Origin of the sequence: Pseudomonas sp. BF-R-01, from assembly GCF_019946615.1 — a bacterium.
GTDB lineage: Bacteria > Pseudomonadota > Gammaproteobacteria > Pseudomonadales > Pseudomonadaceae > Aquipseudomonas > Aquipseudomonas migulae.
Map to the genome: position 1 here is coordinate 1 of NZ_JAGYFX010000026.1, position 23,817 is coordinate 23,817.

Below are 23,817 nucleotides of genomic sequence, written 5' to 3' on the forward strand. Positions count from 1 at the left end.
TAGCCGCCCCCGGCCATGGATGGCCGATGGCGGCGGGCCCACGGAGCAGGACCGGAGCGAGGGCATGGCGAGCATTAGCGAGCCACCGTACGTCAGGGGCAAAGCCTTTTGGTTCCTTTTCGGCGTTTGGAAAAGGGACTCGCCGTAAGGGCGAAACCGCCAGCCGCCGTTACCGCAGCAATGGATATGCACACCATCAAAAAACGCGCCCGACACACAACCTTCGCGGGCAAGCCTCGCTCCTACAGGATCCAAAGCCAGACTCAGGCCAGGCTTTTGCTGACCACTTCAAACACATCACTGGACAGTTGACCCGAAGCACGAATCCGCTCCAGCTCCCCTTTCATCAACGCCTGACGAGCATCGTCGTATTTGCGCCAGCGCGTCAGCGGCGCCAGTTGGCGAGAGGCAATCTGCGGGTTGAACCCGTTCAGTTCGATGACCAGATCCGCCAGGAAGCGATACCCCGAACCATCCGCCGCATGGAAGTTGATCAGGTTCTGCCCGGCAAACGCACCGACCAGCGCCCGCACCTTGTTCGGGTTCTTGATGTTGAACGCCGGATGCTGCATCAACTGACGCACACGCTCCAGTCCGCCCGGCAACGTACTGCCTGCCTGAACGCTGAACCATTGATCCATGACCAGCGGATTGTCCTTGAAGTGCTCGGCAAAACCGGCCAGCGCCAGGGTTTTTTCTTCTTCGAACGGCGAATTCACCAACACCGCCAATGCCGTCAGGCGCTCGGTCATGTTGTCGCTGGTCTCGAACTGCTCAAGCGTCGCCGCCATTACTTGCGATTGACCACTGAGCATCAGGTACGACAGCGCAATGTTCTGCAAGGCGCGTCGGGCAAAGTGCTCGGCTTCGGCAATGTACGGGGTTTGTTTCGACAGAGCGCGGTTGGCCTGGTAACGCGACCACAACGCCTCGAACAAACCGTCTGCCAACGCCTTGCGGGCAAACTCGCGAGCGATGTGGATGGCATCGACGTCAGCCACTTCGCTGATCTCGGTCAGATACGCCTCACCCGGCAGCGAGAGCATTTCGGCGACCATCGCCTGATCCAGCGTCTCGTCCGACAGCACGGTACGCAAGGCCGAAATCAATCGCTGATCCAGCACCAGTTTCTCGCCCTTCTGCTGCTGGGCGATCAGCTCTTGCAGCACTTGCACCGACAACTGCTGACCGGCATCCCAGCGGTTGAAACCGTCGCTGTCGTGCTGCATCAGGAACATCAGTTGGTCGCGGTTGTACGGGAAGCTCAGTTTCACCGGTGCCGAGAAGCCACGCAGCAACGAAGGCAGCGGTTGCTCAGCGATATCGACGAAGGTGAAGGTCTGTTCGGCTTCGGTCACCGAAATGACACGCGAGGTGCCCTGGGCGCTGGCTTCGCCGGACAGGCGCAAGGCAACAGGCGCGCCTTTGGCGTCCAGCAGGCCCAATTCAACCGGGATCACGAACGGCAGTTTTTCAACCTTGTCCGGGGTCGCCGGGCAGCTTTGACGGAACGTCAGGCTGTAGGTTTTCGCTGCAGCGTCGTAGGACTCGCTCACCGCCAGACGCGGCGTGCCAGCCTGGCTGTACCAGCGTTTGAACTGGGTCAGGTCGACACCGTTGGCATCTTCCATGGCCTTGATGAAGTCATCGCAGGTCACGGCCTGGCCGTCATGGCGCTCGAAATACAGGTCGCTGCCTTTACGGAAACCGTCGGCGCCGAGCAAGGTGTGGATCATGCCGACCACTTCCGAGCCCTTTTCGTACACGGTCAGGGTGTAGAAGTTGGAAATCTCGATGAAGCTGTCCGGGCGCACGGCGTGGGCCATGGGACCTGCGTCTTCGGCGAACTGATGAGTGCGCAGGTAAGCCACGTCCTGGATGCGCTTCACGGTGGCCGAGTTCATGTCGGCGGAGAAACCGGAATCGCGGAACACGGTGAAGCCTTCCTTCAGCGACAACTGGAACCAGTCGCGGCAGGTCACGCGGTTGCCCGACCAGTTGTGGAAGTATTCGTGGGCGACGATCGCTTCGACACGCTGGTGCGCGGCGTCGGTCGCGGTTTCAGCGCGGGCCAGCACGGCGCTGGAGTTGAAGATGTTGAGGCCCTTGTTCTCCATGGCGCCCATGTTGAAGTCGTTGACCGCAACGATCATGAAGATGTCCAGGTCGTATTCACGACCGTAGACCTCTTCGTCCCAGCGCATGGATTTCTTCAGGCTGTTCATGGCGTGCTGGCACTTGTCGATGTTTTCCGGCTCGACGTAGATGCGCAGCGCCACGTTGCGCTCGGTCATGGTGGTGAAGGTGTCTTCGACGCACCACAAATCACCGGCCACCAATGCGAACAGGTACGCCGGTTTCTTGAACGGGTCTTCCCAGGTCGCCCAATGGCGGCCGTCTTCACCCGGACCGCTGGCAATCGGGTTGCCGTTGGACAGCAGCACCGGGTAGCTGTGCTGTTCCGCGACGACCGTGGTGGTGAACGTGCTCATCACGTCCGGGCGGTCGAGGTAATAGGTGATCTTGCGGAAGCCTTCGGCCTCGCACTGGGTGCAGAACATCGTGCCGGACTTGTACAGGCCTTCCAGCGCGGTGTTGGTTTCCGGGTGAATGCGTACGCTGGTGTCGACCGTGAAGCTGGTGCTGGTCGGATGCAGCGTCAGATGGTTCTCGGTCAACTGATAGTCGGCAGCCGTCAGTTCGCGGTCGGCCAGGGTCACCGACAGCAGATCGAGTTGCTGACCGTCCAGCACCAGCGGCGGCAGGCCCGGGCCACGCTCAGGATTGCGGCGCATCACCAGTTGCGCATGGACCAGGCTGTGGTCCTCGAACAACTCGAAGGTCAGGTGCGTCTCGTCGATCAGGTACTCAGGCGCCTGATAGTCTTTCAAATAGATCATCTTCGGTTGTTCGGTGCGCATGCTGGAGTCCTTACTGATGCACGGCGAGCTGATAAGCCGTGTATTTACGAATATTGATCACGCCGGTGTCGAAGATCAGGTACTGGCCCTTGATCCCCAGCAGCGTGCCTTCGGCAATCGGGTTCTTGTCCAGGTTGAAGCTGACGATTTTGGCCGGGTATTGCTCCACCGGATAACGGATTTCCAGCGGTTCGGCATCGCTAATAGTCTGGATCGCCTGCAGACCAAATCGTTCCTGCAAGGTTTGCAGGCCTTCGGCGCAGCTTTCAAACAGCTGATCGCGTACTTCGACAAGATCCACCGAAACCGCTTCGCCCTTGAGTAAAGCACGCCAGTTGGTCTTGTCCGCCACCTGACTGCGGAACAGGTCTTCGACGAAGCCTGACTGCTGACGGGTCGCAACACGCATGATCGGCAACGCCTGACGAGCACCCTGGTCAATCCAGCGTGTCGGCAGTTGGGTCGCGCGGGTAATCCCGACTTTGACCCCGGACGAGTTCGACAGGTACACGATGTGATCGGTCATGCAGAACTTCTCGCCCCACTCCGGCTCACGGCAGGTGCCGGCGTCGTAGTGGCAGCGCTCCGGGCTCATGATGCAGATATCGCACTGCGCCAGTTTGGTCATGCACGGGTAGCAGTAACCCTGGCTGAAACTGGTTTTGGTCTTGCGTCCGCAATGGCAGCAGTGGATCGCCCCCAGGTATTCCAGACGTACCGTGGTGCCGATCAACGGGTTGACCGGCACTTCGACATCGTCCAGACGAAACGCGTACTGCACGTCGGACCCGTCCAGGCGGGCCGACATTTTACTGATTGCACCGCGGCCAATCTCGATCAATGGATGGCATCCGACTTGAACAGGATATTCGGCACTTCAATCGACTTCGAGCCACATTCCTGCACGCCCATGTAACCGGTGCGCTGGTCTTCGGGCAGGTTCTGGATTTCCCAGGCGATCATCGCTTGCAGCGACAGTTCGCGTTGCTCGGCAGTGAGTTTGCCACCGTCGGACCATTTGCCGATTTCCACCGCCAGTTTCAGGCTCTGGTAGATATCGGGGGTGATGTTTTTGATCATTTCGTTAAAAGAGGACATCAAGGTCTCCGAACTTACATAACTTTTTTAGGCGGCCAGTTTACGGCGGTTGTACAAACCACCCAACAAACCGGTGAAGCATCCGATGAGTAACCCGCCGACGTGGGCGGCGTTAGCAATTTCACCGAAGCCGATCATCGAGACCAGCCCGGACAGGCACAGCAGCAGCCACACCAGCATCATCACCAGCACCCCGCGAGGCAGGCGATAAGCGCGGTTCGGCGACAGGATCTGAAAGATCCAGCAATGCCCGAGCAGGCCATACAGCACGCCGGACAACCCGCCAAACAAGGTCGGGCCGCTGAAATAAAACTGCGCGTAGTTCGACACCAGGGCGAACAGCAGGGTCAGGCCAATCAGGTTGATGCCGCCTTGACGCGACTCAATGCGTCGCCCCAGTTCCCAATACCACATGCCGTTCATGGCCAGGTGGAGGATGCCGAAGTGGATCAGCATCGGCGTCACCAGACGCCACCACTGCCCCGCTGCCAGGCTGTCGGCCAATGGCGTGAAATGGATGTATTCGCCGACCACCCGGAAATCGAGGAAGGTCAACCAGCGCATCGTGTCGAGGTTTTCGCCCAGCAGCGTCACCGCACCGACGATCAGGCTCAGCAGCAGCACCGCCGCCGTCGCTTTGGCGTGGCGCAATTGCTCGACGAAACCAGGACGCTTCGCGGTTATCGCCACCGGGATGTCCAGTTGCTGATCGGGATCACCCGTCGGAAAACGCTCGTACAACGCACGCACGTCTTCACTGATATTGGCGGGCACCCACAACACCTGCTCGCCCTGCTCTTCGCTGACCCGATGCGGCACCTGCATGCGTTGCAGCAGTTTGACGAACCCGCTCAGATCCACCGCCAGCGGCAGGCGTAAAACGGCCACGGCGCTCATCGAAGTGCCTCCGGCCGTTCGACGTCGACCCAGACGAATTTGTGCGGATCGAGCCGGGTTTCCTGATCCAGTCGATAGGCGACCAGCTTGCCGTAAAGCACCGCGCTGTAATCCAGGCAGGCCAGGTTCGGGCGGATCGGCGCCGGTTTGCCGCTGCGCCAGTAGTGGCCGACGAACAACAAGGGCTCGTCAACGCCATAACGCAGCAAGGTGTTTTTCTCGGTGGACGACAGCGGCGTCCGGGCCACGGGTTCCGGTAAAGCGTCAGGCTGGAACACGATGTCTCCGTAGGTTTGCGGGTCGTCTTCCCAGAATTTGGTGCGGAAGAACGAGCGCGTCAGGCCATCGCCGCTGGTCATGGTCAACCCGTCAGGCAAGCGCATGTCGGTGCCGCGCAGCAAACGGTCGAACACGGTGCAGGCAAAACTGCCCGGCACGGCCGAGGCCTGGAGGAAATGCTCATCGACGCAGCCGTCGTGAAACAGAGCGCGTAGCGGCTCGATCAGGCCCGCATCCCAGCAGGCGTGGACCACGCGGAAACGTCCGGCATCCACAAACAGCGGCAGTTCGTAGAACCATTGCTGGAAGTCATGCCAGTCCGCGGGATGGTCTTCAAACTGGGTCAGGGTTTCACCCAGCAGGCGCGCATGACGTGGCGTGTGTTCACGGACGAATTGCTTGCCGCTGCCCGGCGGCGCTGGCGTGCTCCAGCCGAGTGCGTTGAATTCATGGTTGCCCATGATGCACAACGCCTGGCCGGCCTCGACCATGTCGTGGACGATGTGCAGCGCCTCGCGAATCCGCGGGCCGCGGTCGATGATGTCACCGACGAACACCGCCATGCGCGACGGATGCCGCCAGACGCCGGCCTGTTTGTGATAACCGAGCAGGTCGAGCAAGTGCTCAAGGGTCAGGGCGCAACCGTGCACGTCACCGATAAGGTCATAACTTCGCGCGGGATCGAGCATCAGTCGCCTCCACCCCCCAACTTGCTGCCCCAGCCGAGTTTGGTCCGGCAGACTTCGTAGTAGTTGTGGTCAAGCGGATGAATCAGCCGCAGCTTCTGCGCTTTCTTGCTCACGGTGATGGTGTCACCCGGCGCGCAGGTGAAGTGGTTCTGCCCGTCACAGGAGACTTGCGGGTAGATCTGCATATCCTTGGACACGACGATTTTCAGCTCACTGTTGCCATCGACCACAATCGGTCTGCCCGACAAGGTATGGGGGTACATCGGCACAATCACAATAGCGTCAAGTTTGGGGTGCATGATCGGGCCGCCCGCCGACAGCGCGTACGCGGTCGAGCCGGTCGGCGTGGCGACGATCAGGCCGTCGGCCTTCTGGCTGCAGACAAACTGGCCGTCGATGTACAGCTCGAACTCGATCATGCGCGTCGATTTGCCGGGGTGCAGCACCACGTCGTTCAGCGCATCGCCCTGGCCAATGGCCTCGGCGTGGCGGCGGACTTCGGCTTGCAGCAGGAAGCGGTTTTCCACCAGATAGTGGCCGTCGAGTACTTCGGCGACTTTGACTTCCAGTTCATCGGGGCGAATATCGGTCAGGAAACCGAGGCTGCCACGGTTGATGCCGAGCACCGGAATATTGTGTCGGGCCAGTGCGCGTGCGGCGCCAAGCAGGCTGCCGTCACCGCCGACCACAATCACCATGTCACAGACTTCACCGAGCATCTTGCGCGATGAAGTTTGCAGGCCATGACCCGGCAGGACTTCAGCGATGGTGTCTTCGAGGATCACGTGCAGGTGACGATCGAGCAGAAACCGTTTCAGTCGGCGGACGGTATCCAGCACCTGCGAACTGCCCAGGCGACCGATGATGCCGATATTACGAAATTGCTCCATGGTGCCCCTACGGTTTGCGACGGCGAAAACCACGATTATGGGCGAAAGCGCGGGATAGACAAAATCCTTTCAGCCACAAGGGCGCACTCAGGTTTAGGGCTATGCTCGCAAGATGATCCTATTTCCCGATTTGCTGCAGTTACCCCACCAGTTGCGCCACCCCGAGGTCCGCGACCTGGCCTGGGTCATCCTCGCGCCGCCGATGCTGGAGGTCACGCCGTGGCCGCAACGCCATCCACTGGCCGGCAGTGACTGGGTGCAGGCACCGGAACGGCTGGAACTCTGGCTACGGCAACTGGATCACGACAGCTACGACTTGCTGCACTGGCTGGCCCAGGCCCGGACCCGGCGCCTGGGTCTGTATTACGAACGGCTGTGGCAATACGCCGTGCGCCATGCACCGGGCATCGATCTGATTGCCGCGAACATGCCAATCCGTCGCGAAGGCCACACGCTGGGCGAACTGGACATGCTGCTGCGCGATCGCGACGGCGTGCATCACCTGGAACTGGCGATCAAGCTTTACCTCGGCCCGCAAAATGGCGCGGGGCATAACACCGCGCACTGGCTGGGGCCGGGCTGCCATGATCGGCTGGACCGCAAACTGGCGCACCTGAGCCAGCATCAGCTGCCGATTTCCGCGCGACCGGAGAGCCGCGAGGTCCTGGCGGCGCTGGACATCCAGCAGTTCAGTGCGCATTTGTGGCTGGGCGGCTATCTGCTTTATCCGTGGCCAGGGCAATCCGAAGCCCCAAACGGTGCGCACCCACAGCATTTGCGCGGTAGCTGGCTGCATCAAAAGGACTGGAATGATTTTGTCACGCAGCGCCCGTTCGGTCGCTGGCAACCCCTGCCCCGCCATGCCTGGCTGGCGCCGGCGCACTACCCGGCCGAGCAGACCTGGAGCACGCAACAGCTGCAAGCGTGGCTGAGCGATCTGGAACCGCTGGCGCCGGCGCAGTTGTTGGTGCGGTTGATCGAGAATGCGAATGGGGAGTGGGAGGAAGCGGAGCGGTTGTTTCTGGTGGCGGACCTTTGGCCGAATGTGCCGGGTGGGGGTTGAGATTTGCGGTATCCGGGAGGACGTCATCGCCGGCAAGCCGGCTCCTACAGTTGTTCACAAGTCCTGTAGGAGCCGGCTTGCCGGCGATAGGGTCGATGCGGTTTAAACGGACAACCGCACAGCCAACGCCGCCAACGTCACCAACAACACCGGCACCGTCAACACAATCCCGACCTTGAAGTAATACCCCCAGCCGATCCGAATGCTCTTGCGCTCCAGCACATGCAGCCACAACAACGTCGCCAGGCTGCCAATCGGCGTAATCTTCGGCCCCAGGTCACTGCCGATCACGTTGGCGTAGATCATCGCCTCCTTCACCACTCCGCTCGCCTGACTCGCGTCAATCGACAGCAGACCAATCAGCACCGTCGGCAGATTATTCATGATCGACGACAACAGCGCCGTCAGCACCCCCGTGCCCATGGCCGCGCCCCAGACGCCGTAACCGGCAAAACCGTCCAGCCAACCCGCCAAGTATCCGGTGAGCCCGGCGTTGCGCAGGCCGTAGACCACCAGGTACATGCCCAGCGAGAAAATCACGATCTGCCACGGCGCTTCTTTCAGCACCTTGCGCGTGGAAATCTTGTGGCCTCGGGCAGCAATGGCCAGCAGCAACGCCGCGCACACCGCCGAAATGGCACTGATGGGAATACCCAGCGGTTCCAGCGCAAAACACCCGATCAACAGGATCAGCAACACCGCCCAACCGGCATAAAACGTCGCCGTGTCATGGATCGCACTGGACGGATGCTCCAGTTGCTCAGGGTTGTAATCCTTGGGAATGTCGCGCCGGAAAAACCACATCAACACCGCCAGTGTCGCCGCAACGCTCACCAGGTTGACCGGAACCATCACCGCCGCGTAGCGATTGAAGCCGATGTGGAAGAAGTCGGCAGAAACGATGTTCACCAGGTTCGACACCACCAGCGGCAGGCTGGCAGTGTCGGCAATAAACCCGGCGCCCATCACGAACGCCAGGGTCGCCGCCGGGGAAAAGCGCAACGCCAGCAGCATGGAAATCACGATAGGCGTGAGGATCAGCGCCGCCCCGTCGTTGGCAAACAAGGCCGAGACCAGCGCGCCGAGCAGCACCATGTAGGCAAACAACTTGCGCCCACTGCCCCGCCCCCACCGCGCGACATGCAGTGCCGCCCAGGCAAAGAACCCCGCCTCATCCAGCAACAGGCTGATGATGATCAGCGCGACAAAAGTGCCGGTGGCGTTCCAGATGATCTGCCACACCAGCGGAATATCACTGAGGTGCACCACACCGAAAATCAGCGCCAGCACGGCGCCGAACACCGCACTCCAACCGACACCGAGGCCTTTGGGCTGCCAGATCACCAGGGTGATGGTCAGCAGGAAAATCAACGACGCAATGAGCATGCAAAGCAGCCTTCAACGGAAATCAGGGATTAACAGCAACGTACAGGGCGATCGGTCATGGCTTGAAGGCGTGCGACATCGGCAGCCAGCCAGCCTTGATGTTCAGCCAGCGCGCCGTGCAGCAGAGTGACGACCCAAGGCGCCAGGTCCGGGTGCAGGCGATAGAACACCCATTGCCCCTGACGGCGGTCCGCCAACAGACCATTGCTGCGCAAGAGCGCCAGGTGACGGGAAATTTTCGGCTGACTCAAGTCCAGCCCGGCGGTCAACTCGCACACGCACAACTCGCCTTCGCGGGCGATCAACAGCGCGATACGGCTGCGCGTGTCATCGGCCAGGGCCTTGAAAACATCGACGGGACTGTAAGAGTCGGACATACAGGGAAACGCCTCCGGACAAACGAGGCGTGAATATATGGAATTTCGAATATCCAGTAAAGCAAAGTCTGGAAACGATTGTTTGATGCCGCCGCTGCCGAGCCTGCATTCGGCAGCAGCTATCAAAGTGGTTTTCAGACTTTCTTATGCTGCTCGACCCACTGCCCGTAAGCATTGATGAAATTCTGCAAAAACGGCTTCACCGTCTCGGACAATCTGCCCGCTTCATCGAAGGCCGAACCGGCACCGCTCAAGTAGGCTTCCGGTTGTTGCATGCAAGGCACATTGAGAAACACCATGGACTGGCGCAAATGATGGTTGGCGCCAAACCCGCCGATAGCCCCCGGTGAACAGCTGATCACCGCACCCGGCTTGCCACCCCAGGCGCTCTTGCCATACGGACGCGAACCGACGTCGATTGCGTTCTTCAACGGTGCAGGAACCGAACGGTTGTATTCCGGGGTGACGAACAGCAACGCGTCGGATGAACTCACTTGTTGCCGGAAAGTGCTGTAGGCTGCCGGCGGTGATTCGCCATCGATGTCTTCGTTGTAGAGCGGCAAGTCGCCAATTTCGACGATGTTGAGCTTGAGATTTGCAGGTGCCAGATCGGCCAGGGCCAACGCCACCTTGCGGTTGATCGATTCCTTTCTCAAGCTGCCGACCAGAACGGCGATCGTGTAGACATTGCTCATGGAAGATTCTCGACTGTCCGAAGGAAAGAGCTTGTAGTTATAGATGACGATTCAAGCAGTGGGCGACTGAAAAACGCCGCCCCTGACTATTTTTTTCCTGTAGGAAAACTTACCTCGCCCAACCACGGTCTACAGAACCGCAAATTGAGTGATTTATCTCCAGAGGTTCTAAGCAGATGGCAGCAGTACTCGTCAGTCAGTTCCATGCAAGAGACGCGGAAGGCCGTGTCTATTCCGTGCATGAGTTCCAGGAATCCACCCCTTCGGCAGATGGCCTCACCGCTGTCACCACTTACAAGCTGGCCATTGGCGATCGCGTCAACAAGCTTGATGAGAACGAGTTTCTGCTGGTGCAATCGGGCGTCACCCTCATTCGTGAACCCGAAGCCAGCGTCGCCTCATAACCTCGCGTTATGAGCAGAAGTCTTATGCGCGGACTTGGGTTAGGATTCAGCCACTGACTCCCTCACCTGCTGAACATGGACTTCACGCATGCGTTTACGTCATATCGAAGTGATCCAGGCGCTCCTGCAGACCGGTCACCTTGGCACCGCCGCCGAATGGCTGCAGCTGCCAGTGGCCGAGGTCGAAGGCATTCTGCGTGACGCTGAGAGTCAGTTGGGTTTCATGCTGTTTTCCAGCGTGCGTGGACGCTTGCAAGCCACGCGCGAGGCGCGGGAGCTACAGGTCGAAATCGCCCACGTCTACGATGCGCTCGAGCCGGTCCTGCGACTGGCCAGCAGCCTCAAGCAATATCAGGCCCCACCCCTTCGCATCATTTGCACGCCGCCCTTGGCACAACAGTTGTTGCCACAGAGCATCGCGGCGTTGCGCCGACGCCTCCCCGACGTGCCTTGCAGCCTCCTGAGCCAACCCACCCGCGACATCGTCAGAAGCCTGCTGCTGCGCGAAAGCGATCTGGGCCTGAGCCTGCATGATCCCGACCACGCCGATATTCATTGCCAGGTGATTGCCCAGGGCAAACTCCAGCTACTGGCCCCCCATGGCTGGCTGCAACCGAAGCAGAAGTACATTTCGCTGCAAGACCTGGCGGGGCAGTCGATGGTTGGCCTGGAAGGTCATGATCCTCTGAGCCCGGCGCTCGACAACAAACTGCACGCCCTGCGCCCTGCCCCGGTGATTCACACTCGGGTTCAGACTCACCAGATGATGCGCAGCATGGTCGAAGCCGGTGAAGGCCTGGCGATTGTCGACCCGTTCACCGCGCTCGGGGCCAAATCCGCCGGCCTGGATGCCTGCCCGCTGGCGCCCGCCGTGCCGATCAGCGTCTACGCCCTGACCCTGAAGAACGGCGAGCCTTCCCCCGCCCTTCAGGCACTGCTGGACATCGTCACGGAACAAGCCGTGGCGATGTTGGCGAGCTGATCGGGCTTTCCAGCGGATTGTCGAATAATCGATACCAGAACAATGCGATTTCGGCGGTGTTCGGGTCGATGCCGCGATAGCGCAGATGATCGACACCCCCCATCACATAACCGCAGCGCTCATACAGCCGACACGCGCCCAGATTGTTGTTCTGGGTTTCGAGCATGATGCCCGGCAGTTTTTTCTTGCGGCTCCAGAACTGCGCGACATCCAGCAGCGCCTTGGCCACGCCATGCCGGCGGGCGGGCGCGTGGACCGCCAACTCGTCAATATGGGCAAAGCCGTTCCAGTTGGTGCTGACCACCAGGTGGCCCACTGGCTCATCATCGAGATAGGCCATGAAAATCGCGCTGTCGGCGGCGTCGCGGAAACTGCTGAATTCCTCGGGATCGATGCCATAGCACTTGCGGTAAGGGGTGATTGGCGTGACAGCCCATTGCTCCATCGGTTTGCCGATTTCGGCGGCGACATAGGCCGTGACTTCAAAACTGAAATCACTGCCCCAGATGTAAGCCGCAAAGCCGTCGTCGGCAACGCGAACCGACAGCCCTGGGTATTTCGGATTCATGACCGGTTGCATACTGGGAAAGGTCCTCACTCCTTGATGCAATCGACGGTGTATTGCCGCCCATTGCCCTCGTCTTCGTGTTGCAAGCCGTGCACATCGACGACAAACCCCGGGAAACTGCTATCGAACGTGCGGGCAAACGCCAGGTAATCGATGATCGAGCGGGTCGACTCGGTGAAACGTTCGCCGGGCATGATCAACGGGATCCCCGGCGGATACGGCACCAGCATCACCGCGGCGATGCGGCCGTCCAGTGCATCGATGGACACGGCTTCCACCTCGCCACGCACCAGATGATCATAAGCGTCAGCCGGCTTCATGGCGATTTCCGGCAACACGGTGTACATGCGCTTGAGATGTTTGGCCGTGGCATTGCTGCGGTAACAGGCGTGCAGTTGATCGCACAAATCGCGCAGCCCCATACCCTTGTAACGCGCGCCTTCCTGCTGCGCCACGCAGGGCAGGCAGGTCACGAGGCTGACGTTGGCGTCATAACTGCGCTTGAACTCCAGCAACTCGGTCAGCAGCGTGCTCCATTTACCCTTGGTGATGCCCATGGAGAACAGCACCAGAAACGAATAGAGCCCGGTCTTCTCGACCACCAGCCCACGCTCCCAGAGGAATTTGCTGACCACCGCCGCCGGAATCCCGCGCTCGCTCAACGCACCGCCGGCGGTAAGGCCCGGCATCACCAGCGTGACCTTGACCGGATCGAGCAGCACGTAGTCATCGGTCACGCCGCCAAAGCCGTGCCAGTCGGCATCGGGTTGCAGCAGCCAGTCTTCCGTCACCACGCGCTCGATGCCTTCCACCGACGGCGGCTGCCAGATGGAGAACCACCAATCATCAGCGGCAATGTGCTGACGCAAATTCGCCAGTGCCCGACGGAAACTCAGGGCTTCGTCGAACATTTCCTGCAACAGCGAACGACCCGCCGGGCCTTCCATCATCGCCGACGCCACATCCAGAGAGGCGATGATGCTGTACTGCGGCGACGTGGAGATGTGCATCATGAACGCTTCGTTGAAGCGGTCGCGATCCAGTTGCCGCGCACCGCCGTCCTGGACGTGAATCATCGAGGCCTGACTGAACGCCGCCAACAGTTTGTGGGTGGAATGGGTGGTGAACACCAGCGGGCTGTCCGCACTGCGCGCAGTGCCCATGCCGTAACGTCCGGCAAAAAACTCGTGAAACGCCGCATAGGCATACCAGGCCTCATCGAAATGCAGCACCTCGACGCTGTTGCCCAGGCTTTGCTTGATCAGTTCGGCGTTGTAACAGAGGCCGTCGTAGGTCGAATTGGTCACCACCGCCAGTTTGACCTTGGGCGCACGGCCCTTGGTCAACGGGCTGGCGTCGATCTTGGCCTGAATCGATTCGCGACTGAATTCACTCAGCGGAATCGGGCCGATGATTCCCAGCTCGTTGCGTTCCGGGCACAGGTACAACGGAATCGCGCCGGTCATGATGATCGAGTGCAATACCGACTTGTGGCAGTTGCGGTCCACCAGCACCAGGTCATCGCGGGCGACCATCGAATGCCAGACGATCTTGTTGGCCGTCGAGGTGCCATTGATCACGAAAAAGGTGTGATCGGCGCCAAAGTTGCGCGCCGCTCGCGCTTCCGCCTCGGCCAGAGGGCCGGTGTGGTCGAGCAGCGAACCGAGCTCCGGCACCGACACCGACAAGTCCGAACGCAGGGTGTTTTCCCCGAAAAACTGGTGAAACGCCTGCCCCACCGGGCTCTTGTGATAGGCCACGCCGCCACCATGGCCGGGCGTGTGCCAGGAATAATTGGAGTCGGCGGTGTGTTGCACCAACGCCTTGAAGAACGGTGGCAGCAGGCCATCCAGGTATTTGCGTGCGGCTCGTGCGACCTGCCGTGCCAGAAACGGCACGGTGTCTTCGAACAAATAGAGAATACCGCGCAGCTGATTGAGCTCGTCCATCGCATCGGCCGGGGCGTTTTCCAGCGTCACCTGCTCGCCCAGCGCGAAAATCGGCAAATCCGGCGCACGCACCCGCGCCAGACCGATCAGTTCGGCCATGTTCTGCAACAGATGGGAGTTGGCGCTGGGGTCTTCAGCGGCGATCAACATGCACGAGAGGCCATGATGGGTCGACGCGACCAACCGCCCTTCGGTGTAATCCACTGCCGAGACAATGCTGAAACCTTCCTGCTCCAGCTCCCGGGCGATGCCACGCACCCGATCACCGGCAACCGTGTCGGCCTTGATGTCGCGATGGACGATCAAGACCGGGAATCTCAAATCTTTATACATGGGGCTCAGTGTCCTGAGGCGGCAGTCCGTAGCCTGCCAATAACCTCAGGGTAGAGGGTTGAGGCGCTTGTGGCGAGTGCAATGCCCCGAAATGGGTCACGAGTGGATCGCATAACCCTGTAGGAGCCGGCTTGCCGGCGATCGCGTCCGTTCAGGCAATGAACGTGTCGACTGCCCCGCCGCAATCGCCAGCAAGCTGGCTCCTACAGATTCGATGTCTATCCGCGAGATTCAAGCCTGAGCTTCAGCCTCAAGCAGTTGCTGCCACAGCGATGGCGCACCAGCGGATTTTGCGATGACTTCCAGACGAGCCATGTGTTGCGCCAAATCATCTTCACTGGCGCGGATGATACGGGTTGGCTGGCGATCGGCCGGCAAACGGCGGATCTCCGTGGCTGAGTTGTCCGCCCCCTCACCAGACCCGTTGCCGTCGGACGCATTGCCGGCCAGCGACAGGCTGGTCTGGCCGCCGGTCATGGTCAGGTAAACGTCGGCGAGAATCTCGGAGTCGAGCAAGGCGCCGTGGAGTTCACGACCGGAGTTGTCGACGCCATAACGTTTGCACAAGGCGTCGAGGCTGTTGCGCTGCCCCGGGTGACGTTCCCGGGCCATCATCAGGGTGTCGAGGATCGAGCAGTGTTGCGTGATGTCCGCACGATCGTGCTGGCCCATCAGGGCGAATTCGTTGTTGATGAAGCCAACGTCGAACGCCGCGTTATGGATGATCAGCTGCGCGCCCTTGATGAATTCGAAAAACTCATCAGCCACTTCAGTGAAGCGCGGCTTGCCCACCAGGAATTCGTTGGTGATGCCGTGAACGCCGATGGCGCCTTCGTCACTTTCGCGGTCCGGTTGCAGGTAAACGTGAAAATGCCGGCCGGTCAGGCGCCGACCGATCAACTCGACACAACCGATTTCGATAATCCGGTGGCCGTCGGTCACCGGCATGCCGGTGGTTTCGGTATCGAGTACAACGGATCTGGTGGCCATCAGTGCTCAGCTCTCAACGGGTCAATCGTGCAAAAACGGCGATGTTAACACGCCCACGGGATCAGGCGTGCGCACAGGCAAATGACTGAAGCTCATGCAGTTTTTAACAATCATTAGCAATGTTCATAAAGTCTGGCAAAGAACGGCTTGATAGCGTGCGCGGCTTGTTTCCGATGGATTTGAGCTCGTCATGACCACCACACAATCGCTACGCCTGCTGGTCCTGGGCGGCTGCCTGATCGCAACCACCGCCCAGGCCACCAGTTTTGTAATCAGCACCGATATCACGTTGAGCCTGACCTTGAGTTCGTCCAAGGGCACGAGCGGATCATTCAAGGACGACAAGATTGTGCTGGCGGCCAAGGATGATGCGGCAGCGTTTGTGGCGAGTGACGGGGAGATTCGCGGGGCGCGGATTGAAGCGGCATTCGAGAGGATTCGTGGCGGGCTGAGCGATCAGTATTCAGACCAACAACTGGCCAACGCCATTTTGATGCTGTGAACACCGATCTTGTAGGAGCCGGCTTGCCGGCGATAGCGCCCCCGAGATCAATACAAGTCTCGGGACCTATCGCCAGCAAGCTGGCTCCTACAAAGGTCGGGGTGGGTCAGGCTTGTTTGTAACCGCGCACTTCATCCACGCCACGGTTAGCCAACTGGTCGGCCCGCTCGTTGCCGTGATGCCCGATGTGCCCGCGCACCCACTTCCAGGTGACGTTGTGGCGGTTGACCTGCTCGTCCAGCAATTTCCACAGGTCAGCGTTTTTTACCGGTTCTTTCGCTGCCGTTTTCCAGCCGCGCTTCTTCCAGTTGTCCATCCATTCGTTGATGCCTTTCATCACATACTGCGAGTCCGTCACCAGCAGCACGTCGCAGGAACGCTTCAGTTCTTCCAGCCCGCGAATCGCGCCCATCAGCTCCATGCGATTGTTGGTGGTGTTGGCTTCGCCACCCCAGAGTTCTTTTTCAACGCCCTTGCACACCAGCAATGCGCCCCAGCCGCCTGGGCCAGGATTGCCCTTGCAGGCGCCGTCGGTGAAGAGTTCTACGCTATCGCTCATGCCAATCTATCCAGAAAATGCGGTGGCCCGCCGATCGTTGATCGACGATGCCCGAGGCCGGGACGCGCCCGGCCGGGAATATAAAAAGTGTTACGGCTCGATGTTGCGGCGGTTGACCTTGGCCATCGGCAATGGAATCAACTTGCCCATCGGCTCGCGACGTTCCTGACGAACCGGCCGCAGGCCGACCACGATCTTGCGCGCGACCAATAAATAGAAGCCGCCACCCGACAGTTGCCAATCACCGGCCTTGCGTTCCCAACCGGCCAAACGGGCTTGCCAGGCGGGGGACGCAAGCGGCGGACGATAGCACCCGAAGCGGCGTTTCTCCAGCGCGAAGCCCAGCAGGTTCAGCCAGTCGGCGACCCGCGACGGCGAAATGCACCGCGCCTTGCGCAAGGCGTCATGGGCGAACACGTGGCGCAAGCCCCAGCTGCTCCAGGGGTTGATCCCGATGATCAGCAAATGCCCGCCAGGACGCACGCTACTCGCCGCTTCGCGCAGCAAACCATGGGGCGACAGGCAGAAATCCAGGCCGTGCTGCAACACCACTACATCGGCAGCGTGCTCGCTCAACGGCCAGGCCTGCTCTTCACACACAATCTCGACACCCGGCAATGGCGCACCCAGCCGCACATTGCGCTGGACCTGCGGCGCCGACGGCGGTGTCTCGGCCGAAGGACCGTAATGCACCAGATAGCCACCGAAGAAGCGTCCCAGCTCGTCTTCGAGCATGCGTCGTTCTTCGTCCAGCAGAAACTGCCCGATGGGGCCGGACAGCCATTCACGGGCCGCGCTGATCAGGGCCAGCCAGTCAGGATCAGCCTGAGCGAACGCTTTATCAGTCATTGCATTCTCCAACGCGCCAGGAAGTTCTAAGATGCGCCATTGTTTTCCGCTTGGCGAATCCGACGATGATACAGATCAGTGCCCTGCCCGCCTTCACCGACAACTACATCTGGTTGTTGCAAGACCCCGACACGCGACGCTGTGCGGTGGTCGATCCCGGCGATGCCGCGCCGGTCCAGGCCTGGCTCGCGGCGAATCCGGGTTGGGCACTGAGTGATATTTTGATCACTCACCACCATCACGACCATGTCGGCGGCGTCGAACAGTTGAAAAAAGCGACGGACGCGAAGGTCTACGGCCCGGCCAGTGAAACCATTCCGGCGCGGGATGTTGCGCTCAAGGACAACGACCGTATCAACGTGCTCGGCTGCGACTTTGAAGTCATCGAAGTACCCGGTCACACCCTGGGACACATCGCTTTTTATCATCAGGGCCTGCTTTTTTGTGGCGACACCCTGTTCGCCGCCGGTTGCGGGCGGTTGTTCGAAGGCACGCCCGAGCAAATGCACACCTCGCTGACACGCCTCGCATCCCTTCCCGAGGATACGCAGGTGTATTGCACGCATGAATACACCCTGAGCAACCTGCGCTTCGCCGCAGCGGTCGAACCGGGTAATCCGCACACGGCCGAACGGCTGGCAAAAGTCACCGAACAACGTGCAGCAGGCATCATCACGCTGCCTTCGTCGATCGCACTGGAAAAGCAGACCAACCCGTTTTTACGTGTCGACGAAACATCTGTTAAAGAAAAAGTGGACGAACGGAATGGCACCGATAACCGGGCTCCGAGTGCGGTTTTTGCTGCTCTGCGCGCTTGGAAGGATAAGTTCTGAGAGGGCTTGCCGTTGGTGCGAAAAATCTGAATGGTTGACCGCAAGGGGTGCACTTTCTAGAATCGCCCGACATTTTTGCCCGGAACTTACTTCCAGCCAATGTCGTCATCTATTCGTAAAGCCATCAATTCAGACGCATTGACCCGCTTGGCTCAAGCCATAGCGGTGGCTGTGTCCGCCACTCTGGCGGGCTGTTCCAGCCATGTGCCGCAGACCGACGCGGCACATACCCCGAACATCGCAGCGCGAGCCAAACAGAAGCCCATCTGGCTCAGCGAAAAGCCTAGCCCGCAAATTCCACAGGACGTCTGGGAGCGTATGCGCCAGGGCTTCCAGTTGCAGGAAGGCCTGGGCGTCAACCCGCGTATCGAGCAACAGCGCCTGTGGTTCGCCAGCAACCCTTCCTTCCTCGAAAACGCCGGCGAACGCGGCAGTCTCTACATTCACTACATCGTCGAACGCCTTGAAGAACGCAACATGCCGCTGGAACTGGCACTCCTGCCAGTGATTGAAAGCGCCTACAACCCAATGGCCTATTCCCGGGCCGACGCGGTTGGCCTGTGGCAATTCATTCCCTCCACCGGGCGTTACTTCAACCTGCGCCAGACCCGTTTCTACGATGGCCGTCGCGACATTACCGCGTCGACCACCGCCGCGATGGATTACCTGACCCGTCTGCACGACATGTTCAACGGCGACTGGCTGCTGGCCCTCGCGGCTTACAACGCGGGTGAAGGTACGGTCAGCCGGGCCATCGAACGTAATGAAAGACTTGGCCTGCCTACCGATTACTGGAACCTGCCGCTGCCGTCGGAAACCCAGGCCTATGTGCCGAAGTTGCTGGCCCTGTCGCAAGTGGTCCTGGCACCCGAAGCCTACGGCGTGAACCTCAACCCGATCGCCAACGAACCGTATTTCCAGGCCGTCGAAATCAACCAGCGCATGGACCTGTCCAAGGTTGCAGCGGTGGCCAATATCGACGAAGACGAGTTGTTCCAGCTCAACCCGGCCTTCAAGCAGCGCACCACCACTCTGGACGGCCCTCAGCATTTGCTGGTGCCGACGTCCAAGGCGCAACTGCTGACCGCCAGCCTGTCGACCATGCGTCCCGAAGAGCTGATCAGCAAGAAGTCGCTCAAACCGGTGTTCGAAGGCGCAGACGATACCCAGATCGCCAGCCTCAAACGCGCCTACCGCGTGAAACGTGGCGACAACCTCGGCACCATCGCCAAGGCCAACAAGGTCGACGTAAAAGACCTGCAACGCTGGAACAAGCTGACCGGCAAGGACCTCAAGGTTGGCCAGACGCTGGTGATGCAAGACAAGACCAAGCGCAGCTCCGGACGCGTCAACACCGTAGTGGCCGCCAACACCAAGACGAATGGCAAGACGGACACCAAGAAACCGCAAACCCAATACAAGGTCCAGCAAGGTGACTCGCTGTACATCGTGGCCAAGCGTTTCAACGTTGAAATGCAGCACCTCAAGCGATGGAACCCGCGTGTCGGCCAGGCGCTGAAGCCGGGCCAGATGTTGACGGTTGCTTCGCCGCACTAAAAAAAACCCCTGAAATCAGGGGCTTTTTTTTGCCCAAATACCAAAAACAGGTTCACACAAACCCTGTAGGAGCCAGCTTGCTGGCGATGGGCTCAAGTGCGCCGTGTTTAACCAGATTTCACGCGTTATCGTTAACGACCATCGCCAGCAAGCTGGCTCCTACAGGGTTTGTGTACGACGAGCGATCAAATAGGTTTCCAAGCCTCCACAAGGGATCTGCCCCGGCAATTAAGGGGTCGTTAAATCCCCGTCTTTTTCCTGTCCATACAAGCTGTTACTGTACGGCCCACAAAGCCCAAGCCGCCTGGATCGGATCTCTGACTTGAAGCGTCCCCTCCTCCTGCTCCTCATCAGCCTGGCCTTGAGCTCCTCCGCAAGTGCGACGATCAGCGAAAGCCATGGTTATGCGCAGTTCGGCACGCTCAAGTACCCGGCCAGATTTACCCATTTCGACTGGGTCAACCCGCAAGCGCCCAAGGGCGGTACGTTGCGGGTGATGGCGTTTGGCACCTTCGATACGCTCAACCCGTACACCTTCAAGGGCTCAAGCCCGGTTTCCACCGCGAATTTCCTGCAGTACGGCATCAACGAGCTCAACGAGCCGCTGATGGTCGGCACCGGCCAATACGCGCCGTCCGGCGACGAACCCACCTCCAGTTATGGCCTGATCGCCCAATCGGTGGAATACAGCGAAGACCGCAGCTGGGTGGTGTTCAACCTGCGCCCCGAAGCCCGCTTTCACGATGGCACGCCGATCACCGCGTATGACGTCGCGTTCTCTTATCGATTGCTGCTCAAGGAAGGCCATCCGCAATACCGCACCAATCTCCAGGAAGTATTGCGGGTCGACGTGCTCAACCCACAGCGCATCCGCTTCGTCTTCAAGCGCGCTGGCAATCCACTGCTGATCTTGCGCCTGGGCGAGTTGCCGGTGCTGCCGCAGCATTACTGGAAAGGTCGCGACTTCAAGGCCACCACCTTCGAGCCGCCGCTGGGCAGTGGCCCTTATCGCATGACCTCGGTCACGCCCGGGCGCCAGATTGTGTTTGAACGGGTCAAGGATTACTGGGGCAAGGACCTGCCGGTCAATCGTGGCAAGTACAACGTCGACCGCATGGAAGTCGAGTTCTACCGCGACAGCGACGTCGCGTTCGAGGCCTTCAAGGCCGGCGAGTTCGACATCTACATCGAGCATCAGGCGAAGAACTGGGTTAACGGTTACAACTTCCCGGCCGTGCGACGAGGCGATGTCATCAAGGCGCAGATCCCGCACCAGATCCCGACCCAGAGCCAGGGCCTGTTCATGAACACCCGGCGTCCGGCCTTCTCCGACGCGAAGGTGCGCGAAGCGCTGGGGCTGATGTTCGATTTCGAGTGGACCAATCGCACGCTGTTCAGCGGTGCTTACAAACGCGCCATGAGTTACTACCCCAACAGCGAATTCTCGGCCACCGGTCTGCCGGTCGGTCATGAGTGGTTGATGCTCAAGCCGTACCGCGAGCAATTGCCCGCCAAACTGCTCACCGAGCCGTTCAGCCTGCCGCAGACCCAAGGGCGCGGCATTCCGCGGGACACCATGCGCCAGGCCCTGAGCCTGCTCGCCGAGGCCGGCTGGAAGCTCAACGGTCAACGGGTCGAAAACGCCAAGGGCCAGCCGCTCTCGCTTGAGATCCTGCTGGTCAACCCGAACCTGGAACGCATCCTCCAGCCTTATGTCGAGAACCTCGCCAGTATCGGCATCGACGCACGGCTGCGCACGGTGGACCGCGCCCAGTACAAACAGCGTCTCGACCAGTTCGATTTCGACATGATTCTGATGACCCTGAACCAGACCCTCAGCCCCGGTCTGGAGCAATGGCAGTATTTCCATTCCAGCCAGGTCGGGGTCAAGGGCAGCAAAAATTACGCGGGCATCGCCAACCCGGTGGTTGACCATTTACTCGAGCAACTGCTCGCCGCCCAGACCCGCGATGAACAGGTTGCCGCCGGCAAAGCCCTGGACCGCGTGTTGTTATGGCAGCACTACATCATTCCCAACTGGTACCTCAATTATCACCGCCTGGCCTACCGCAACCGGTTCGCCTTCGTCACCACGCCGCCCTATACGCTGGGCCTGAGCGCGTGGTGGCTGAAATCTTCGGAGAAAGATCGATGAAACCCGTACGCGCCCTGCTCCTGCAGGCCAGCGGCCTGTTGTTCGCCGGGCTGGCCTGCGCCGCGCCGCAACACGCCCTGACCTTGTACAACGAGCCGCCAAAATACCCGGCCGACTTCAAACATTTCGACTACGTGAATCCGGACGCGCCCAAGGGCGGGGTCTTCCGTCAGGCCGGTTTCGGCGGCTTCGACAGCCTCAACCCGTTCATCAGCAAAGGCGTGTCGGCCGGCGACATCGAGCTGATCTACGACACCCTGGCCAAACAGGGACTCGATGAACCGTTCACCGAATATGGATTGGTTGCCGGCAAGATCGAGAAAGCCCCGGACAACAGCTGGGTGCGTTTCTACCTGCGCCCTGAAGCGCGCTTCCACGACGGTCATCCGATCCGTGCCGAAGACGTGGTGTTCAGCTTCGAAACGCTGATCAAGGACGGCGCACCGATGTACCGCGGTTACTACAGCGACGTCGCTGAAGCAGTCGCCGAAGACCCGCTGACCGTGCTGTTCAAGTTCAAGCACACCAACAACCGCGAACTGCCGTTGATCCTCGGCCAGTTGCCGGTACTGCCCAAACACTGGTGGGCGACCCGGGATTTCAACAAGGGCAACCTGGAAATGCCGTTGGGCAGCGGCCCGTACAAGGTCAGCGAGGTGAAGGCCGGGCGCTCGATTCGCTACGAGCGGGTCAAGGATTACTGGGGCAAGGACCTGCCGGCCAACCGAGGTTTCTACAACTTCGACGTGATGACCACCGATTACTACCGCGACAACACCGTGGCCCTGGAAGCACTCAAGGCCGGACAGTTCGATTACTGGCTGGAAATGAGCGCGAAGAACTGGGCCAACGCCTACAACATTCCGGCGGTTGCCGAAGGTCGGTTGAACAAGGAACAGATCCCCAACGGCAACCCGACCGGCATGCAGGGCTTTGTCTTCAACCTGCGCCGCCCGGTGTTCCAGGACGTGCGCGTGCGCCAGGCGCTGACGCTGTTGCTGGACTTTGAATGGACCAACAAGCAACTGTTCAACGGCGCCTACGTGCGTACCCGCAGTTTCTTTGAAAACTCGGAAATGGCCGCCACCGGTTTGCCGGATGCCGATCAGTTGGCCATTCTCGACCCGTTCCGCGGCAAGATCCCCGAACAGGTATTCACCGAGGCCTTCCAGAACCCGGTGACCGACGCCAGCGGCATGATCCGCACGCAGCAGCGCAAGGCTTACCAGCTGTTGCAGGAAGCCGGCTGGCGGATCGTCGACGACAAGATGGTCGACGCCAACGGTAAACCGGTGAACATCGAGTTCCTGCTGGCCCAGACCGAGTTCGAACGGGTGCTGCTGCCGTTCAAGCGCAATCTCAGCGACCTGGGGATCGACCTGGTGATTCGCCGGGTCGACGTCTCGCAGTACATCAATCGCGTGCGTTCGCGGGACTTCGACATGATTGTCGGCAGCTTCCCGCAATCCAACTCGCCGGGTAACGAACAGCGCGAATTCTGGATGTCTGCCGCCGCCGACAAACCCGGCAGCCGCAACTCCATGGGCCTGAAAGACCCGGTGGTGGACCAACTGGTCGAGCAACTGATCAACGCCGATTCTCGCAAAAGCCTGGTGGCTCACGCCCGTGCACTGGACCGCGTGCTGCAATGGGGTTATTACGTGATCCCCAACTGGCACATCAAGACCTGGCGCGTGGCTTACTGGAACCATATCGGCCACCCGAAAATCTCACCCAAGTACGACATCGGTACGGCCACCTGGTGGATCAAGCCCAACGTGACACCGGCGATAGAAGTCGAAACCAAACTGCAAGCCGACCCTGCGGGCACGGAGTAATAG

Annotated in this window: 22 protein-coding genes; 8 read left to right on the forward strand and 14 right to left on the reverse strand. The window is 60.1% G+C overall.

What is annotated here, in order from left to right; translation table 11 throughout:
- Positions 1 to 263 precede the first annotated feature (263 nt).
- The 6 genes from pepN to KGB27_RS12290 are packed head-to-tail and all read right to left on the reverse strand — an operon-like array spanning position 264 to position 6,774.
- Complete coding sequence (pepN, locus tag KGB27_RS12265) at positions 264 to 2,921, reverse strand: aminopeptidase N (protein ID WP_223554651.1); 2,658 nt, start codon at positions 2,919 to 2,921, stop codon at positions 264 to 266.
- 10 nt (positions 2,922 to 2,931) lie between these two features.
- On the reverse strand, positions 2,932 to 3,762 hold the full coding sequence (locus KGB27_RS12270) for a DUF2797 domain-containing protein (RefSeq protein ID WP_223554652.1): 831 nt from the start codon (positions 3,760 to 3,762) through the stop codon (positions 2,932 to 2,934).
- On the reverse strand, positions 3,759 to 4,019 hold the full coding sequence (locus KGB27_RS12275; protein ID WP_008028592.1) for a YeaC family protein: 261 nt from the start codon (positions 4,017 to 4,019) through the stop codon (positions 3,759 to 3,761). Before KGB27_RS12275 ends, KGB27_RS12270 begins: the two co-directional genes overlap by 4 nt.
- Positions 4,020 to 4,046: 27 nt before the next feature.
- Positions 4,047 to 4,916, reverse strand: coding sequence for a rhomboid family intramembrane serine protease (locus KGB27_RS12280; RefSeq protein ID WP_008038279.1), 870 nt, complete (start codon positions 4,914 to 4,916; stop codon positions 4,047 to 4,049).
- Positions 4,913 to 5,887, reverse strand: a complete 975-nt coding sequence (locus tag KGB27_RS12285; protein ID WP_223554701.1) for a metallophosphoesterase — start codon at positions 5,885 to 5,887, stop codon at positions 4,913 to 4,915. Before KGB27_RS12285 ends, KGB27_RS12280 begins: the two co-directional genes overlap by 4 nt.
- On the reverse strand, positions 5,884 to 6,774 hold the full coding sequence (locus KGB27_RS12290; RefSeq protein ID WP_007988608.1) for an NAD(+) kinase: 891 nt from the start codon (positions 6,772 to 6,774) through the stop codon (positions 5,884 to 5,886). The genes KGB27_RS12285 and KGB27_RS12290 overlap by 4 nt, the downstream gene beginning before the upstream one ends.
- A 112-nt stretch (positions 6,775 to 6,886) precedes the next feature.
- On the opposite strand from KGB27_RS12290, the gene KGB27_RS12295 reads away from it, so the two are divergent.
- Positions 6,887 to 7,837, forward strand: coding sequence for a DUF1853 family protein (locus KGB27_RS12295; RefSeq protein ID WP_223554654.1), 951 nt, complete (start codon positions 6,887 to 6,889; stop codon positions 7,835 to 7,837).
- A gap of 102 nt (positions 7,838 to 7,939) precedes the next feature.
- Here KGB27_RS12295 and KGB27_RS12300 read toward each other — a convergent pair whose 3' ends face one another.
- The 3 genes from KGB27_RS12300 to KGB27_RS12310 form a co-directional block, all read right to left on the reverse strand.
- Positions 7,940 to 9,223: an arsenic transporter gene (locus KGB27_RS12300; protein WP_207286639.1), complete on the reverse strand. Its 1,284-nt coding sequence runs from the start codon at positions 9,221 to 9,223 to the stop codon at positions 7,940 to 7,942.
- Positions 9,224 to 9,252: 29 nt separating this feature from the next.
- Positions 9,253 to 9,600 carry a metalloregulator ArsR/SmtB family transcription factor gene (locus KGB27_RS12305; RefSeq protein WP_008028603.1) on the reverse strand — a complete coding sequence of 116 codons (348 nt, stop codon included), beginning with the start codon at positions 9,598 to 9,600 and terminating at the stop codon, positions 9,253 to 9,255.
- A gap of 134 nt (positions 9,601 to 9,734) precedes the next feature.
- The gene (locus tag KGB27_RS12310) at positions 9,735 to 10,295 is read right to left on the reverse strand and encodes an NADPH-dependent FMN reductase (RefSeq protein ID WP_223554657.1); all 561 of its coding nucleotides are present in this window, start codon (positions 10,293 to 10,295) and stop codon (positions 9,735 to 9,737) included.
- Between the two features lie 176 nt (positions 10,296 to 10,471).
- Here KGB27_RS12310 and KGB27_RS12315 point away from each other — a divergent pair, with 176 nt between their 5' ends.
- Together KGB27_RS12315 and KGB27_RS12320 are read left to right on the forward strand one after the other, a co-directional pair.
- On the forward strand, positions 10,472 to 10,699 hold the full coding sequence (locus KGB27_RS12315; protein WP_008028606.1) for a hypothetical protein: 228 nt from the start codon (positions 10,472 to 10,474) through the stop codon (positions 10,697 to 10,699).
- A gap of 88 nt (positions 10,700 to 10,787) precedes the next feature.
- The gene (locus KGB27_RS12320; protein ID WP_008038270.1) at positions 10,788 to 11,681 is read left to right on the forward strand and encodes a LysR family transcriptional regulator; all 894 of its coding nucleotides are present in this window, start codon (positions 10,788 to 10,790) and stop codon (positions 11,679 to 11,681) included.
- Here the strand turns inward: KGB27_RS12320 and KGB27_RS12325 are convergent.
- The 3 genes from KGB27_RS12325 to dnaQ form a co-directional block, all read right to left on the reverse strand.
- The gene (locus KGB27_RS12325) at positions 11,647 to 12,261 is read right to left on the reverse strand and encodes a GNAT family N-acetyltransferase (RefSeq protein WP_223480824.1); all 615 of its coding nucleotides are present in this window, start codon (positions 12,259 to 12,261) and stop codon (positions 11,647 to 11,649) included. The two genes, KGB27_RS12320 and KGB27_RS12325, sit on opposite strands and share 35 nt — an antisense overlap.
- A gap of 14 nt (positions 12,262 to 12,275) precedes the next feature.
- On the reverse strand, positions 12,276 to 14,531 hold the full coding sequence (locus KGB27_RS12330; RefSeq protein WP_223554660.1) for an Orn/Lys/Arg decarboxylase N-terminal domain-containing protein: 2,256 nt from the start codon (positions 14,529 to 14,531) through the stop codon (positions 12,276 to 12,278).
- Positions 14,532 to 14,762: 231 nt separating this feature from the next.
- On the reverse strand, positions 14,763 to 15,521 hold the full coding sequence (dnaQ, locus tag KGB27_RS12335) for a DNA polymerase III subunit epsilon (protein ID WP_008038265.1): 759 nt from the start codon (positions 15,519 to 15,521) through the stop codon (positions 14,763 to 14,765).
- Between the two features lie 190 nt (positions 15,522 to 15,711).
- Between dnaQ and KGB27_RS12340 the strand changes: the two genes are divergently transcribed.
- Positions 15,712 to 16,023, forward strand: a complete 312-nt coding sequence (locus KGB27_RS12340) for a DUF2388 domain-containing protein (protein ID WP_008038263.1) — start codon at positions 15,712 to 15,714, stop codon at positions 16,021 to 16,023.
- A 106-nt stretch (positions 16,024 to 16,129) separates the two neighbouring features.
- Here KGB27_RS12340 and rnhA read toward each other — a convergent pair whose 3' ends face one another.
- On the reverse strand, positions 16,130 to 16,582 hold the full coding sequence (rnhA, locus tag KGB27_RS12345; protein ID WP_008028618.1) for a ribonuclease HI: 453 nt from the start codon (positions 16,580 to 16,582) through the stop codon (positions 16,130 to 16,132).
- Positions 16,583 to 16,672: 90 nt separating this feature from the next.
- Positions 16,673 to 17,431 (reverse strand): methyltransferase domain-containing protein, encoded by a 759-nt coding sequence (locus KGB27_RS12350; protein WP_008038260.1) that lies wholly within the window; start codon positions 17,429 to 17,431, stop codon positions 16,673 to 16,675.
- Positions 17,432 to 17,496: 65 nt separating this feature from the next.
- Between KGB27_RS12350 and gloB the strand changes: the two genes are divergently transcribed.
- From gloB to KGB27_RS12370, 4 genes are all read left to right on the forward strand, one after another.
- On the forward strand, positions 17,497 to 18,264 hold the full coding sequence (gene gloB / locus KGB27_RS12355; RefSeq protein WP_223554703.1) for a hydroxyacylglutathione hydrolase: 768 nt from the start codon (positions 17,497 to 17,499) through the stop codon (positions 18,262 to 18,264).
- A gap of 99 nt (positions 18,265 to 18,363) precedes the next feature.
- Entirely contained in the window at positions 18,364 to 19,821 is a 1,458-nt protein-coding gene (locus tag KGB27_RS12360) for a transglycosylase SLT domain-containing protein (protein ID WP_008038257.1), read from the forward strand.
- Positions 19,822 to 20,161: 340 nt separating this feature from the next.
- Positions 20,162 to 21,976, forward strand: a complete 1,815-nt coding sequence (locus KGB27_RS12365) for an extracellular solute-binding protein (RefSeq protein WP_411736645.1) — start codon at positions 20,162 to 20,164, stop codon at positions 21,974 to 21,976.
- Positions 21,973 to 23,814, forward strand: a complete 1,842-nt coding sequence (locus KGB27_RS12370) for an extracellular solute-binding protein (RefSeq protein WP_192227362.1) — start codon at positions 21,973 to 21,975, stop codon at positions 23,812 to 23,814. The genes KGB27_RS12365 and KGB27_RS12370 overlap by 4 nt, the downstream gene beginning before the upstream one ends.
- Positions 23,815 to 23,817 lie beyond the last annotated feature (3 nt).